The following is a 14,696-nucleotide window of genomic DNA, read 5'->3' on the forward strand; positions in this document are numbered from 1 at the left end:
GCTCATAGGATCGCACTTAGAGTTTCCATGTTTCCTCTCAGTATTTTCTAATCATCAGGGGACACAAAGATTATTATAACAAACCGTCCTCTATTAGGCAACAGCATGTCTGCATAAATGTGTAAAACTGTAAAACCGACCAAAAAAGGCCGTTCTCTTGCGAGAACAGCCCTTCACCTATTTAGAATGCCGGTACAACTGCACCTTTATATTTATCTGTGATGAAATCCTTGACTTCCTTGCTCTTGAGTGCCTTGATCAGCGCCTGGATTTCCGGACGGTTTTCATCGCCTTCACGCACAGCGATGATATTCACGTATGGAGACGTGCTATCTTCCATGAACAGAGCGTCTTTCGTCGGTACGAGATCGATCTGCATCGCATAGTTGGTGTTGATGACAGCTGCATCCACATCATCCAGCGTACGAGGAACCTGCGCCGCCTCCACTTCCTGGAATTTGAAGTTATGCGGGTTGCCCGTTACATCCTGCACCGTAGCCTTTTCCTTCACTCCCTCTTTGAGCGTGATCAGACCAGCCTTCTGCAGCAGCAACAAAGCACGGCCGCCATTGGTCGGATCGTTCGGGATGGCAATGGAAGCGCCGTCCTTGAGATCCTTAGCCTTCTTGGAATATACCCCCATGGGCTCGATATGTACACCGAAGGCATTTTTGAGTTTTACATCCTTATGTTCTTCCATGAAGTTCACCAGATACGGTTCATGCTGGAAGAAGTTGGCGTCCAGTTCTTTGTCGTTGAGCGCCAGGTTCGGCTGCACATAATCGTTGAATTCCACGATTTCCAGCTTGACGCCGTCCTTTTCCAGCAGCGGCTTCACCACTTCGAGGATCTCGGCATGGGGGACAGCCGTAGCACCGACCTTCAGGGTCTTGGCGTCAGTCTTGGCTCCCTGCTGTTCACCGCCACAGCCAGCCAGGGCCATAGCCGCAATCAGCAAGGTGCCGATAAGAGCGAATACTTTTTTCATGGGGATACCTCCTTATAATGAATACTTATTTTTTGTCCAAACGTTTGGCAATCGTGTTACCCACAAATTGCACCGCCTGAACGAGAACAATCAGAATGATAACGGTGGCAATCATCACATCCGGACGGAAACGCTGATAACCATAGCGGATAGCCAAATCACCCAAGCCGCCGCCACCGATGGCCCCGGCCATAGCCGACTCGCCCACCAGACTGATAACCACAGTCGTAAGCTGTGCCACGATGCTGGGCATGGATTCCGGCAGCAGCACCCGACCGATGATCTGCATAGGCGTTGCGCCCATGGAAAGAGCCGCCTCAATCAGGCCATAAGGCACTTCTTTGAGGCTCGTCTCCACCTGACGCCCTATGAATGGAACAGAAGCAATGACCAGCGGCACCATCGCCGCCGTCGTGCCGATAGCTGAGCCTACCAGCAGACGAGTGAACGGTACAATAGCCACCATCAATATAATGAAAGGAATCGAACGCACGGCATTGACCACAGTGCCAATCGCCTTATTGAGCGTCGGAGATTCCAGTATCTGCCCCTTATCCGTAGCATAGAGCAGCACACCTAAGGGGATGCCCAAAGCAGACGCGATGGCCATAGAAACGACCACCATATAGACGGTTTCCCCCAGCGCCTTAGTCAGCAGAGGAATCATGTCGTTTGACATAACCAATCACCTCCTCCTTGAGATCCCGGCTCTTGAGATAGTCAAGCGCCGCCTGCACCCGTGCCGTTTCCCCTCTGAGGCCGATGATCATGCGGCCAAAGGGCGTATTCTTGATATGGTCGAGATTACCAAACAGCAATGTTGTCTCCACATCCGGGAACCTGCGGATCATGTCGGCAATCACCGGATCATCCGCCGATTCACCAATAAAGGTCAACCGCATGAGCAGATAAGCATCCTCTGCCGGTTCCTGACTGATCTTCCCGCCCCGGAAAGCCGCAGGCAGATCGTTCGAAAGCAGGACGCTGATAAATTCCCTGGTAATGGGCTGCTGGGGATTGGTGAACACTTCCAATACAGTCCCCTGCTCAGCGATAACACCTTTATCAATAACGGCCACCTTATCGCAGATATCCTTGATGACCTGCATCTCGTGGGTGATGACCACCACGGTCAATTGCAATTTCTTGTTGATATCACGGATAAGCTCCAGGATTGCCTTGGTTGTCTGCGGGTCAAGTGCACTGGTGGCCTCATCGCAGAGCAGCACCTTCGGTTCACTGGCCAGCGCCCGGGCAATACCCACACGCTGTTTCTGTCCACCGGAAAGCTGCGACGGATACTGGTCAGCTTTCGCTTCCAGACCGACCAGTTTCAATAACGGCATAACTTTTGCCCGGATCTCGCTGTCAGATTTCCCAGCCAGCTTCAGCGGGAACGCAATATTATCATAGACCGTCGCGGAAGACAACAGATTGAAGTGCTGGAAGATCATGCCGATATCCTTGCGCGCTGCCCGCAATTCGCTATCATTCAGCGCTGTCATATCGCGCCCATCCACCATCACTTTGCCGCCAGTCGGCCGCTCCAGCATATTGATGCAGCGCACCAGCGTGGATTTGCCCGCACCGGACAGACCGATGATGCCAAAGATTTCCCCTTTGGCAATCTCCAGATCAATGCCCTTGAGTGCCGGCACCGGCCCCGCCGGACTTTCATAAGTTTTCTCCACTTTGGAAAACTTAATCATAGGCATTCACTCCCATCTCAATTTATTTGCTAAAGAACAATGCGTAATAACCATTTACGAAAATAACCAACACAATAAGCGGTATGATATACGTCACATAGAAGCGGATCCACTTGGGAAACGCCATGCCACGCCCGGTATCTGCTTCCTTGATGAAGTTGTCCCAGCCCCATCCATACCGACTTGTGCAGAACGCCATATACACCAGCGAACCTAAAGGCAGGATATTATTGGAAACCAGGAAATCCTCCAAATCCAACACGCCAGAGCCTTCGCCCAATGGCTGGATCCAGCTCCACTCATTGAAGCCCAGCACACAGGGCAGAGACAGCAGGATTACCAGAGGAATCCCCGCGCAGATGATTTTCCGGCGGTCAATGCGCAGCAAATCGAAGAAGCAGACCACGAGGTTCTCAAACACGGCGATAACCGTAGACATGGCTGCAAAGGTCATAAAGAGGAAGAACAACGTTCCCCAAAGACGCCCAAAAGGCATGGCATTGAACACATTCGGCAGCGTCACGAACAGGAGGTTCGGGCCGCTGGAAGGGCTGACACCATAGCTGAAGCAGGCGGGGAAAATAATCAATCCAGCCATTATGGCCACAAAGGTATCCAGGACGATGATCCAGATGGCCTCGCCTGTCAACCGCTTGCTCTTGCCGATATAGGAACCAAACACAGCCAAAGAGCCCATGCCGATGGACAACGTAAAGAACGCCTGCCCCATCGCGGCAAATATGACTTCCTTCAAACCATGTTCCATCAGACGGCCAAAATCCGGATAAAGATAATACTTCAGGCCCTCACCAGCACCCGGCAAAAGCACGGAGTTGATGCCCAGGATGACCATGAGCCCCAGCAGGCAGGTCATCATGAACTTCGTGATGCGCTCCACCCCGGCTTCCACGCCCAGATAGCATACGCCGCCGCACAACAACACGATGGTCATCATATAAGCGCCCATGGTCACAGGGTCCTGCAGCAGGCCGCCAAAGATCGCGCCGATACCCGCGGCATCCAAACCTTCAAAAGCACCTGTCGCTGTCTTATACAGATAGTAAAGCATCCAGCCCGCTACGGTGGTATAGAACATCATCAGGATCATATTGCCGCCAATAGCCGTATACTTATGCCAATGCCACTTCGTCCCTTTCGGTTCCAAAACGTCAAAAGACATAGCCGCACTGCGGATACTGGCACGCCCTACAGCAAACTCCGCCACCATGATAGGCAGCCCCAGGATAGCCAGGAAAATCAAATAGATCAGCACAAAGGACGCACCGCCATACTGACCGGTAATATACGGAAACCGCCACACATTACCTAAGCCAATGGCACATCCCGCCGATACGAGAATAAACCCTAACCGGGTAGAGAATCCACTTCTTTCCAAACCTAAAAACACCTTCTCCATAAAAAAAATTCGCTCAAAGCGGATAACGATAGATAATCACTCATCTATCTTACCGCAAAGAGCGAATCTTGTCCAGTCACAAGCGACACTTTATTGCGCTACGCTTGTATATTTGTACACCCAACAGCAAATGATTTACCGAATCACTTCAACGCCGCCCATATAAGGTACCAGAGCCTTAGGAACTACCACAGAACCATCTTCCTGCTGATAGTTTTCCAGGATAGCAGCCACCGTACGGCCTACAGCCAGACCGGAACCATTCAGCGTATGCACGAATTCCGGCTTGGACTTCGCATCGCGGCGGAACTTGATGTTCGCACGGCGCGCCTGATAATCCAGGCAGTTGGAGCAGGAAGAAATCTCACGGTACTTGCCCTGAGACGGGAACCATACCTCAATATCATAAGTCTTGGCCGAAGTGAAGCTCATGTCGCCCGTGCAGAGCTGCACCACATGATACGGCAGTTCCAGAATGCGCAATACATCTTCAGCGGCATCCACCATGGATTCCAGTTCATCCCAGCTCGTTTCCGGCTTGACGAACTTAATGAGTTCCACTTTGTTGAACTGATGCTGACGGATAAGCCCGCGCGTATCGCGGCCAGCGCTACCAGCTTCAGCACGGAAGCAAGCCGTATAGGCGCTGTAGTATTCCGGCAGCTTGTCGCCATCGAGGATTTCATCGCGATGATAGTTTGTCGTCGGTACTTCCGCCGTCGGCACCAGATAATAATCCTGACCTTCCAGCTTGAACATATCCTCAGCAAACTTCGGCAGCTGGCCCGTCCCCGTCATGCTGTCCTTGTTGGCAATGTAAGGAGCCAGCATTTCCGTATAACCATGCTTCGTGGCATGCAGGTCCATCATGAAGTTGATGCAGGCACGCTCCAGACGGGCACCCAGGCCCTTGTAGAACATGAATCGGGCACCTGTAACCTTAGCGGCACGGTCAGCATCAAGGATATCCAGATCCGCGCCGATATCCCAGTGAGCTTTCGGCTCAAAGGAAAACTCCTTCGGCGTGCCCCATTTACGCACTTCCGGATTCTCCGTATCATCCTTGCCGATAGGCACATCAGCCTTCGGCATATTCGGAATATGCAGCATGATATCCCGCAGCTTTTCCTCAACCTCTTTGAGGTCAGCATCCAAGGCAGAGATTTTCTCACCGACTGCACGCATCTCGGCAATCTTGTCATCCGCATTTTCCTTGTTCTTCTTCATGGCACTGATTTCTTTGGAAACCGCATTGCGTTCCGCCTTCAGCGTCTCCGTCTGCAGCAGCAGATTACGGCGTTCCTGTTCCAGTGCAGAAAAATCATCCAGATTCAGCGGATTACAACGATTCTTCAGCATCTGCTTCACTTCGTCCAGATTCTCCCGGACAAACTTAATGTCTAACACTACACTCACTCTCCATATTTCATAGCCCTATTCCGGGGCGAAAATTTCATCTAGTTCGATATTATACAGCAAATAAACAGAAATTACCACTGCAACGAAGAGCATGCGCCAGACAATAATTTCTCCATCCACCTGCCGCAGCCAATCAGAAGCTGGCCCCCAATTTATCCATGCTGTCAATCACAATGATACACTTGGGGTCAATGTGCTGTAACAAAAAGACCATCTTGTCCTTCGGAATCGCTACGCCACCTTCAGTAAACGGCTTAGCTGCCGGGAAGCATTGGATAAACAGCCCAAAACCAATGACATGTTCATCATTTTTATAATTGAGACTGAAATAGCTGATATTCAGGCAATGCTGGTAGCGATTGGGATAATCGATGATGTGTTCACTGGCCTTCTTATCCAGATCAGGCACCTTGCGGATATCCACCATGCGATTATAAAATCTTGGCCGTTTATCCCCGGACCAGTACGTAAATTCGTCGGCCTTCACATAGGGAATCGCGCAGCCGGGATCATCAGCCAGACCAAAGGCCTTATCCACATGGAAATTTCCTACGGGAGTTTTTCCATCCCCTTCGCGGGTTTTCCCCAGACCATTGTGGCCGATAACTCCCGGCGTCGTCATGATCTGCTGCCATTCACCGCCAGCGCCCCGATTATGCAGCGACACCCAGGCTGTCGTTTTATCCACACCAGCTACAACCAATATCTGATTGGACTGTTCTGCAACCGGCAACTTTCCCACCCAGTCCGGTGATTTCTGTGCTGCATTCACTAATGAGGATTGTAATATGAAACAAAGCGAAAAGACACATAAAAGAATTTTTCCCATTTTCCACATATAGACTCACCCTTTCTGGCAGCCACGGCCCCCAAGCTCACCTTAACAGCTTATTTTTTCATATAGTTCCACTTTCCATTATCATACTGGAAAACATGCTCATTCTTGTCCGCAGGAATTTTCTTTCCTTCTATCTCCAGGCTGCCAGATTTAGCATCCTCAAACACAAAACGCATATTGGGAACGCCATAAGCATTCATGACTTTCTTGATGACGACATTCTGCTTCTTTGGCACTTCATAAACAACGCCCTGACCCGGAGCGAACTTATCAATCTCACTCACATCCTTCTGGGCACTGTCGGCAGGCAAATATTGCTTCAGGCTGACCTTTACCTTGTCAGCATCCTTCATCACATTATCCTTGAAGGGGAACTTATGCATATTGATCAGCATGCGCTTGAAGTAATTATTGTCCTTGAGCGGAATCACCGTACCATGACGCAGCGTATTGGGGCTCTTCAAATATTCCGCACTGTACGGACCGGTTTCGATCTTTCTTTCATCTACCATCCAGACAGTAGCCCGGGACTTCGGAGACAGATCAAAATCCTTGGCATAGTTGTCGCCGTAGATATAAACCGTGCCATTATCATTGAAGAAGGAGAAGCCCTCATAGCCCTTGATTGCCTGCAACGGCCACGTTTCCACTTCCTGGAAGCCCTTTACCGGAGATGTGGATTTCAGAAGCAACGGAGCCTTATTGTAGTTATCCGTGTATTTCTTCTCATCCTTCGCAATCATATAGTACGTGCCATTGATCTTGCGCACCTGAGCATCGATATAGGAATCCGAGCGTTTGGGCATCTCAATCTTCACGGCAGGGCCAAATTCACCCTTTTCAATATCATCGCAGGAGCTGACGTAAAGATCCATCAAGAATTGCGTCGGTTCCTTGTTCTCTTCGCGCTGCTTTGCAAAGTACACATAAGCCTTGCCATCATCATCGATAAAGAGATCCGGCGCCCATACTGCCCCCAACGTTGTCCGGTCGATGACATTATAGCCCCGCGTTTCCCATTTCTTGAAATCACGGGTCTTGGCAATCCTGAAGGTCCGGCCTGTTTCGATTGGCTCTACATAGCACAGGTAAAACATCTGGTTATGGTACTGGATGGAAGGATCACGCCCGGCTTGGCCTTCTAACGGCATAACATACTTCATGGTAACACCGTCACTTGTATAATAAGCCTCAGCCTTTACGTTCTCATTCGACGTGAAAAACGTGCCAAAGAAACCACTGAGCTCCTTAACCCCCGAAGTACGGATGGCAAACAGACCGTTATTCAGCTTGATGACACTATCACCGTCTACGGCACCAGCCTTGTCCTGAATCAGATATTCTTCATCAAAGCCATCGCCTTTGGCAAAGAAGCCTCTAGTCTTCACCTTATCGCCCTGTTTCAGGCCATCTCCCTTCACCATATCAGCCACGGTATCACGGAACAGCACATCCTTTTTCAAGGCGTTTGCTTCCGCCATGACGGGCTGGAAAACATCCCCATTGCTGAAGTTCCCCACACTAAGTGCGCCCATAACCATCATGCTCAGAGCTATCTTTCGCAAATTCTTCTTCGTATAAAACATATTCTCAACTCCTATTTATGCATCCCATTCGCAAATCAAACCAAAATTCTGCTTGCCAAAGAAGGGTTCATCGAAGCAGCTGCCATCGGAATTGATGTCATTCCATTCTCCAGCTTTGGTCTTCTTAGCCATCGGATTGGGCAAACGATAGAGCATCAATACGTCTTCCGTGCCCCAGTTATCCGGCTGCTTATCCGACCATTTCGTAAAGGTCAGCGGCTCACCATTCACCCAGCTCCAGTTATTGTTCTTGTCGCGGCGGGCACCTAACCAATAACAGTTCTTAGTTCCCTTCTTCTGCACCAATCCCCAGACAAAGGCATATTCTTCCTTGCTGGTAATGACAGCCAAATGACCGCCAGCTTCCTTACAGAGCATCTGTGCTTCCATCCAGGTAACATTTACGGTATTGAACACCTTGTAATGATGACCATTGAATGCCTCCACCCCAGGATAGTTCACATAGTTATCCGGCGTAGCCGTAGATGTATTGATACGATCTTCATAGGTCATTGTCTGCGCTCTAACCGGTGCATAGGGAGCCGGTGCTACTGGTACAGGCGGTGCACTGTAACCACTTGGCGAGGCATCCATGGATACCGACAAGGGAGCATGCGTTGGTTCATGGCTGAGCACTTCCTGACCAGCCCGTTTGCGGGCCGCCAATTCATTAATGATCTGCTCCATCTGTGCGGTATCCACACGAGCCTTTATTTTGGCACGCCAGGTAGACATATTGGCATCTGATGTATATTCCGGCCCGGACAAAATCTCCACACGGCCAATGGCGGCGGTAACGATCTCATCCTTCGTCACCTCACCATTTACGACTTCGGTACTGCTGGTAAGCCAGGTACCAGCTCTCTCTACAGCCATTCGCTTGGCATCCTTGAAGGCACGTTGTTTCACATCCATACGGGTATCATTGTCGCCCATATCCGCCTGCCCTTCGGCATCCACCTCAACAGGCTCTGCATAGGCCATTGGTACACCGCCCAAAAACAGCAGTGCCAATGACATCCCTAATAATTTTTTTCTAATCATGTTCGGTCCCTCTTTCTAACCAACGCGTACACTTTTTCTAATCTCGACTTCCACTGTATCAAGTATCATATTCCCACAAAGTAAAAAGTGCACAGTTACATAGTTCTCCAATCAGGTGAAAAATCCTCTATTCTTATATCGAATATTTTGCCCAAGTTCTTAAGACTGCTAACCTTTTGTCAATAAATTTTCTTTTGCAGCCATAACTGGGCCTTCCTGTGCCAACCTCCCTTATCCAAATAATAAACATCCTGAAGCCCCACCTTCAAGTTGTTGTGTTTTATAAAAACCATGAACAACCGTTCAGATATAAAACCAAAGACACGCTTCTGATAATCATCATAGTCCGAGATATCAATCCGCTGTTCCAAAGTAAATAAGATATTGAACAACCATTCACAATAATTATTGAATATATCTTTTCTGGTACAGAACATATTCAAATAATACGTTTCCGAACCAGCCATAACCTCATCAAATGTCTTTTTGTACTCAGGATAAAGCTCTGCAATGATTTCGCCTGTCTTTATCATATCTTCCGCATGATGGGCCTGAGCGTAACGCTCAAAGACAGATGGCTCACAACGAGTGAACTTTGGCACCATTATATCACATTTTTCCATGGCTTTGGCATAATCTTTATGATTGAAGATATGCAAGCTCATGCCCAGAATCCGCCGAATAAAGTAACGACGGTAGTGACAGAGGCCTATGTACTCGCAATCCAGATTCTTCCAAGCCCAGTACAATCCTGTCAGCTCACAGAAATTCGGATTCTTCGCAGAGATATTGTCCCCCACATCATCCCGAAGCTGTGCCCAGTCCGCTTCCCGGCCCCTGGCCCCCACATACAGTGAATGATACGCTTTATCCTTGGGACGCCAATACGGTTTATGCATGGCAATCAAAATTTTTATATCCATCAACATGCCCACTCTCTCAATTTTTTATTTTTTGTGCAATATATTTAATCTGCCAAATAAGCCACTTGCCATAATTTCCCAGACGAGCATACTTACGAGACATAAAACGATATTCTATAGGCTTAACCGGCGGTTGCATCTGTTCATCAGTCCAAAAAGATTGTTCTTTAACTTCTGCAAATGGCGAGCAGGATGCTGCAGAATAGTAAAACTCTTTCCACGGCTTTGGCGAACCGCTATAATGAATCAATGCAGTATCAGCCGGATAAGTATCAGCCGGATTATTACGAGTGTTATACTTGACCGGCAGCCAATACACCTTATTGGCGAACAATACATTCAATACATCCTGATCCTGGGCATGCACATATTTTTCAGGGTCATCATCCAGCATCTTCATAGCATTCTCGGTAATATTCATATCTTGCCATTTCTGCAAGTCCAAAAGCATGATTCCCGCATTGAAATACCCATCACCAGAATGTCCTATCCTGCGGCTATATTCATCACGGTCTTTATTCTGTAAATAAGTCGGATCTGGCACAGCGGCTATTGCCTTCTCACCTAAATCCATTTGAAACAAATCATCTAACGACCCCTGACAGATAACATCTGCATCCACATATAACATCCGCGAACAACGTGCCATAAGAACATCCGCGGCCAGAAAGCGAAAATATACCGCCACAGACCAATCTCCACGAATAGGGAATTTTTTAAAACCTGAAGCATCCACATAATAAATCGTCAACGGCACAGAAAATTTTTCTACCGTACTAATAAGCCGCTCTTTTTCTCCGGGATTAAATTCATCTATAAATACATAAATATGGATATTTTCATTATGCATCAGCACAGATGTGACCGCAACTCCTAATGGAAGAGTAAAGCTTTTATCAACAGTAAATACTACGTCATAATGATTATCTCTACTTTCTCCTTTACACCCAATTTGTTCTTCACAACTTATCATATTTTCTAATATAATACTCACCTCCCAAGTGATGACTCAAACTTAGATAGAGCGAAACTTTTTGTATATACGAGTTAATGTATCACCCAAAATCATTGCCCGCCTAACCCTCTTAGACATTTTGATATCAGGATAAGAATTTCTAGCTATTTCAACATACCGTTTCATCTCTGAAAAATCATCCAAATTATAACTTATCGTTGCCAATTCTGCATATATATTCTTTTTTGTATATTCATCTACTTTTCTATTCAAATTCTCCTCAAGCACTTTTCTTTTCCATTTCAGAACTTCCCGACCACGGGTTGCACTGAGGCTTCCGGGGTGCAATCTAGCTTCGTATATAGATTGTCTTACAGGCAATACATCATAGGAATCTGCAATTCTTAACCAATAATCATAATCCTCAATGAGAAATTTATTTTCATCATAATAGCCTATTTTATCAATAACCTCTCTTTTATAAAGAAAGGCAAATCCAATAATATTTTCCCAATACAATTCCCTTACATCTTCAGGGATATTACATGTTTGAACTTTATTTCCCGCTTCATCTATTCTGTCATACTCAGCAAATACCAGCCCCGTATCCGTCGGTCCATGCTCCATTGCATTCATCATAACCGACAATGCATTTGATTTGAATAGATTATCATCAGATGTCCATGTTATATATTCACCTTTAGCGTTTCGCATACCAACATTCAACGAAGCTGGTAATTTCTTATTAACCTCATTGCGAATATATCTTATACGTGCATCTGTCTTTGCCAGTTCTTTAACTATCTCTCCTGTATTATCTGGTGAACAATCATCAACAACAATAAGTTCCCATTCTTGATAATCCTGTTCTATAACACTTTTTATCGATTTCAAGAGCCATTTAGCCCTATTATATGTAGGTAGTATTACAGATATCATTAGCAGCATACTCCTTATAATCCAATATATATTGACATAAACTTACCCGACTAAGCACACAACATCAAACTTCTCTCTTTATAAATCTATCTTGTACCCAAAAAGAATCCGACTGATTGTAATGACGCTCAAAGTGCATTAAAGAAAAGCCGTTTCGCTCCAATATATCTACAATATCCGGCCACAGTTTTTCATCCTCGTAGCAATTATTATGTTCAGCTTCTATTTGAATAGCATTGACGTCTTTTAGTCTATCGCCAAAACCATCCAACGCTTCCCAGTTAACCCCTTCTACATCAATCTTGCAAAAATCAATATGACTAATACCGAGTTTATCCATCATATAATCCATACGCACAGCTTTTACTTCAGTGGTTTTATCAAATGAAAAAACCAGACTTTTCTTCATCGTTGACACACCTGTATTAGCATCATTATCTGTATCAACTAAATTCAATTCTATAATTTTACTTTCGTTAAAAATAGCGAGATTATATATATTAAACTTATAAAAACTCTTGATTGCATCGGCAATTTTAGGATGCGCTTCAAACACATATACATCCATCGGTTTCAAATCAAAATTATGTCTTATTCGTTCTGCATCCTGCGCATAATTGGCTCCTAATTCAAAAACATTTTTCACTTGTAGCGTAGTATTGTTTTTTATAATATCGCAGTATATATCCATACTACGACCATCACTAGCCGGACGAACACCTGCATCCTTATACATTTTTATTATCTGCTTTTGATATCTTGACTCCTTAAATTTATCCAAGTGACGTTTAATACTCATATCATCATCTCCATTATAAAAACTATTTCACAATTTTATTAACACATTTTCCAATTAATCGCAACACATTCTCCCAAAATGTCTCACACGCCTCCCCTCTATGCCAATTTGAATTTAAAATCAAGCCAACATACGACCTAGCCCAATCGTCTGCATTTTGATTTTTAATAATAGATAGCATATACTCTCTTTCTGTATGAAAACATTTAAATAGAGGTTCTATTTCGTAAATATCTATATCATTAAATTTTTGTAAAGCAGCATTATACCACGTAAATTCAAATGGTGAATAAGTTATAGCTTTCGCATAATCAAAATCATGTTCAAGTAAATAGTGTTTTAAATGTGTCAAAACCTTATTATTCATAATCTGAAAGCCATGGCACGTCTTATATATATCGCCATCATAGTGCATAAAATCAAAAATATCCTTTATTTTCCTATATCTATAATCCCAATATTTTTGATAATTTAATTCGCATGATAAATCCTTATCCTGCACCAATACGCTATATGGTGTTTTCGCATCATACATAAAATCACTATAGTAGAAATCTCGTATAAATTCGCTATCAGAATCTATGCAGCAGTAATTATCATATGACGATATTTCCCAAAAACTTAATTTACAAATCTCTTGATTAATATATCCTTTACTTAAACCATCCTCTCCTCTTGCAACCATGTAGTTAGACGCATATGATTCATCAGTTATTATTTCCACTGTATCAGATGCATACTTTTTAAATAGTGACAATTCCTTTTCCGGGCACGAAACAAACATTCTCACATCTTGCAGATTATGCTTATGGAACGATTCTAGCATATTAGAAAAACGAGCCAGATCATCGCGATATGTCTTGCAAAAAAAAGCAAAACTATATTCAGTAAGATTAATAGGTAGTGTTGTTACCGAACCACATGTATTTTTAGATACCGAAGTGTGCAAATTATCTAATGAAACAGCAATAGCCTCATCTCTATATTCACGCATTGCTAAGCACATTTTTGAATACTTATCTGTATTTAGGTATGGAATTTTATTAATAGCTTCGCATAGATTATTATTCGAAAAAGTAACAACAGCATTTGGGGGTAACTGAAAAGCTTTAGTTAATTTATCATTTATAAAACAGGGTTTACCAAAAGCTAATGCCAACTGTTTAGATCCAGAAGTCTTTCCATTTAAAAAATCTTGATTCTCCTCTTTATCCATGTCTATAGCTATTAGAACATAATCTGTGTCTATCAAACATTTGAACATTTCCTGAAAACTCAGTTTACCTAAAAAGTTTATTTTTCGAAGTGCAGACAATGATTCATTATGGTATTTTATCCCCTTCCCAGTAATTAATCTAACTTTATTTTTTATATAATGATCAACATGTTTCCATATTAATCTATTTTTCTTTTCAGAACTGATATTATTTATACGAAAATCTAAATCACGCGCATTAGAATTTGCTATCCCCATTTCAGCAATCCAGCTTTTATTAGTATTACCTATCATTAACAATCTAGTTGTAGATATATTCTCTTTTTTATCATTTGAAAATTCGCCAAAATAACATCCTGCTAGCAAAGGAACATCATAACCACGAATTGAATAAGATGTTAAACCAAATATTCTTTTTTCTCTCAATAAGTCATCATCTTTAAAGTTGATCATAGACGGATTATGATATATCCCCATTATTCCGTATTTACTTGCAGGATATCCGCCCAAATAATCCAGCAAACGTTCACGCTTACCATCATGCCAGTATTCGAGGCTATTAAAAAAAACGAAATCATATTCAGCTATTTCCGGCTGAAAAAGAATCCTTTTTAGCATATTGCCACTATAAGTTATAAAACGTACTTTATACTTTTTGGGAAATGACAAGAATAAATCGTCCGATTGAAAATTCTCTCGTGTCAAGATTGTTATATCATAATTTAAACGGGCAAAATAATATGCTACACTAGGCAGAACTTCATAATGGTATGGATGTGGTTCGACAATCAACACTTTCGACATACATTACCCTCCCAACTTATCAAAGTAATAATTTCGCATAATAACATCATAATCAACAA

At 44.4% G+C, this 14,696-nt stretch carries 13 protein-coding genes; all 13 read right to left on the reverse strand.

Going from position 1 to position 14,696, the window contains the following annotated elements:
* Positions 1 to 181: 181 nt before the first annotated feature.
* A complete protein-coding gene (locus BUB68_RS05255; RefSeq protein WP_073088712.1) occupies positions 182 to 988 on the reverse strand; it encodes a MetQ/NlpA family ABC transporter substrate-binding protein in 807 nt (268 codons plus the stop codon).
* A 25-nt stretch (positions 989 to 1,013) separates the two neighbouring features.
* Positions 1,014 to 1,667, reverse strand: coding sequence for a methionine ABC transporter permease (locus BUB68_RS05260; RefSeq protein ID WP_073088713.1), 654 nt, complete (start codon positions 1,665 to 1,667; stop codon positions 1,014 to 1,016).
* Positions 1,636 to 2,697 carry a methionine ABC transporter ATP-binding protein gene (locus tag BUB68_RS05265; RefSeq protein ID WP_073088714.1) on the reverse strand — a complete coding sequence of 354 codons (1,062 nt, stop codon included), beginning with the start codon at positions 2,695 to 2,697 and terminating at the stop codon, positions 1,636 to 1,638. Before BUB68_RS05265 ends, BUB68_RS05260 begins: the two co-directional genes overlap by 32 nt.
* 22 nt (positions 2,698 to 2,719) lie before the next feature.
* Entirely contained in the window at positions 2,720 to 4,093 is a 1,374-nt protein-coding gene (locus tag BUB68_RS05270; protein WP_073088826.1) for a sodium-dependent transporter, read from the reverse strand.
* Between the two features lie 156 nt (positions 4,094 to 4,249).
* The gene (gene serS / locus BUB68_RS05275) at positions 4,250 to 5,521 is read right to left on the reverse strand and encodes a serine--tRNA ligase (RefSeq protein ID WP_073088715.1); all 1,272 of its coding nucleotides are present in this window, start codon (positions 5,519 to 5,521) and stop codon (positions 4,250 to 4,252) included.
* A 145-nt stretch (positions 5,522 to 5,666) separates the two neighbouring features.
* Entirely contained in the window at positions 5,667 to 6,275 is a 609-nt protein-coding gene (locus tag BUB68_RS05280; protein ID WP_256625786.1) for a hypothetical protein, read from the reverse strand.
* A 146-nt stretch (positions 6,276 to 6,421) separates the two neighbouring features.
* Positions 6,422 to 7,957: a family 43 glycosylhydrolase gene (locus BUB68_RS05285; RefSeq protein WP_073088718.1), complete on the reverse strand. Its 1,536-nt coding sequence runs from the start codon at positions 7,955 to 7,957 to the stop codon at positions 6,422 to 6,424.
* 15 nt (positions 7,958 to 7,972) lie between these two features.
* Entirely contained in the window at positions 7,973 to 9,001 is a 1,029-nt protein-coding gene (locus tag BUB68_RS05290) for a C-type lectin domain-containing protein (protein ID WP_081371862.1), read from the reverse strand.
* Between the two features lie 179 nt (positions 9,002 to 9,180).
* Complete coding sequence (locus BUB68_RS05295) at positions 9,181 to 9,924, reverse strand: DUF4422 domain-containing protein (RefSeq protein ID WP_073088829.1); 744 nt, start codon at positions 9,922 to 9,924, stop codon at positions 9,181 to 9,183.
* Between the two features lie 16 nt (positions 9,925 to 9,940).
* Positions 9,941 to 10,918, reverse strand: a complete 978-nt coding sequence (locus BUB68_RS05300) for a glycosyltransferase family 8 protein (RefSeq protein ID WP_143188091.1) — start codon at positions 10,916 to 10,918, stop codon at positions 9,941 to 9,943.
* A gap of 21 nt (positions 10,919 to 10,939) precedes the next feature.
* The gene (locus tag BUB68_RS05305; protein WP_073088725.1) at positions 10,940 to 11,818 is read right to left on the reverse strand and encodes a glycosyltransferase family 2 protein; all 879 of its coding nucleotides are present in this window, start codon (positions 11,816 to 11,818) and stop codon (positions 10,940 to 10,942) included.
* 64 nt (positions 11,819 to 11,882) lie between these two features.
* Complete coding sequence (locus BUB68_RS05310) at positions 11,883 to 12,617, reverse strand: FkbM family methyltransferase (protein ID WP_073088728.1); 735 nt, start codon at positions 12,615 to 12,617, stop codon at positions 11,883 to 11,885.
* 22 nt (positions 12,618 to 12,639) lie between these two features.
* Complete coding sequence (locus tag BUB68_RS05315) at positions 12,640 to 14,637, reverse strand: DUF6492 family protein (protein WP_073088731.1); 1,998 nt, start codon at positions 14,635 to 14,637, stop codon at positions 12,640 to 12,642.
* Between the last annotated feature and the right edge of the window lie 59 nt (positions 14,638 to 14,696).

The sequence above is a fragment of the Pseudoselenomonas ruminantium genome (assembly GCF_900142515.1).
Classification (GTDB): domain Bacteria; phylum Bacillota; class Negativicutes; order Selenomonadales; family Selenomonadaceae; genus Selenomonas_A; species Selenomonas_A ruminantium_D.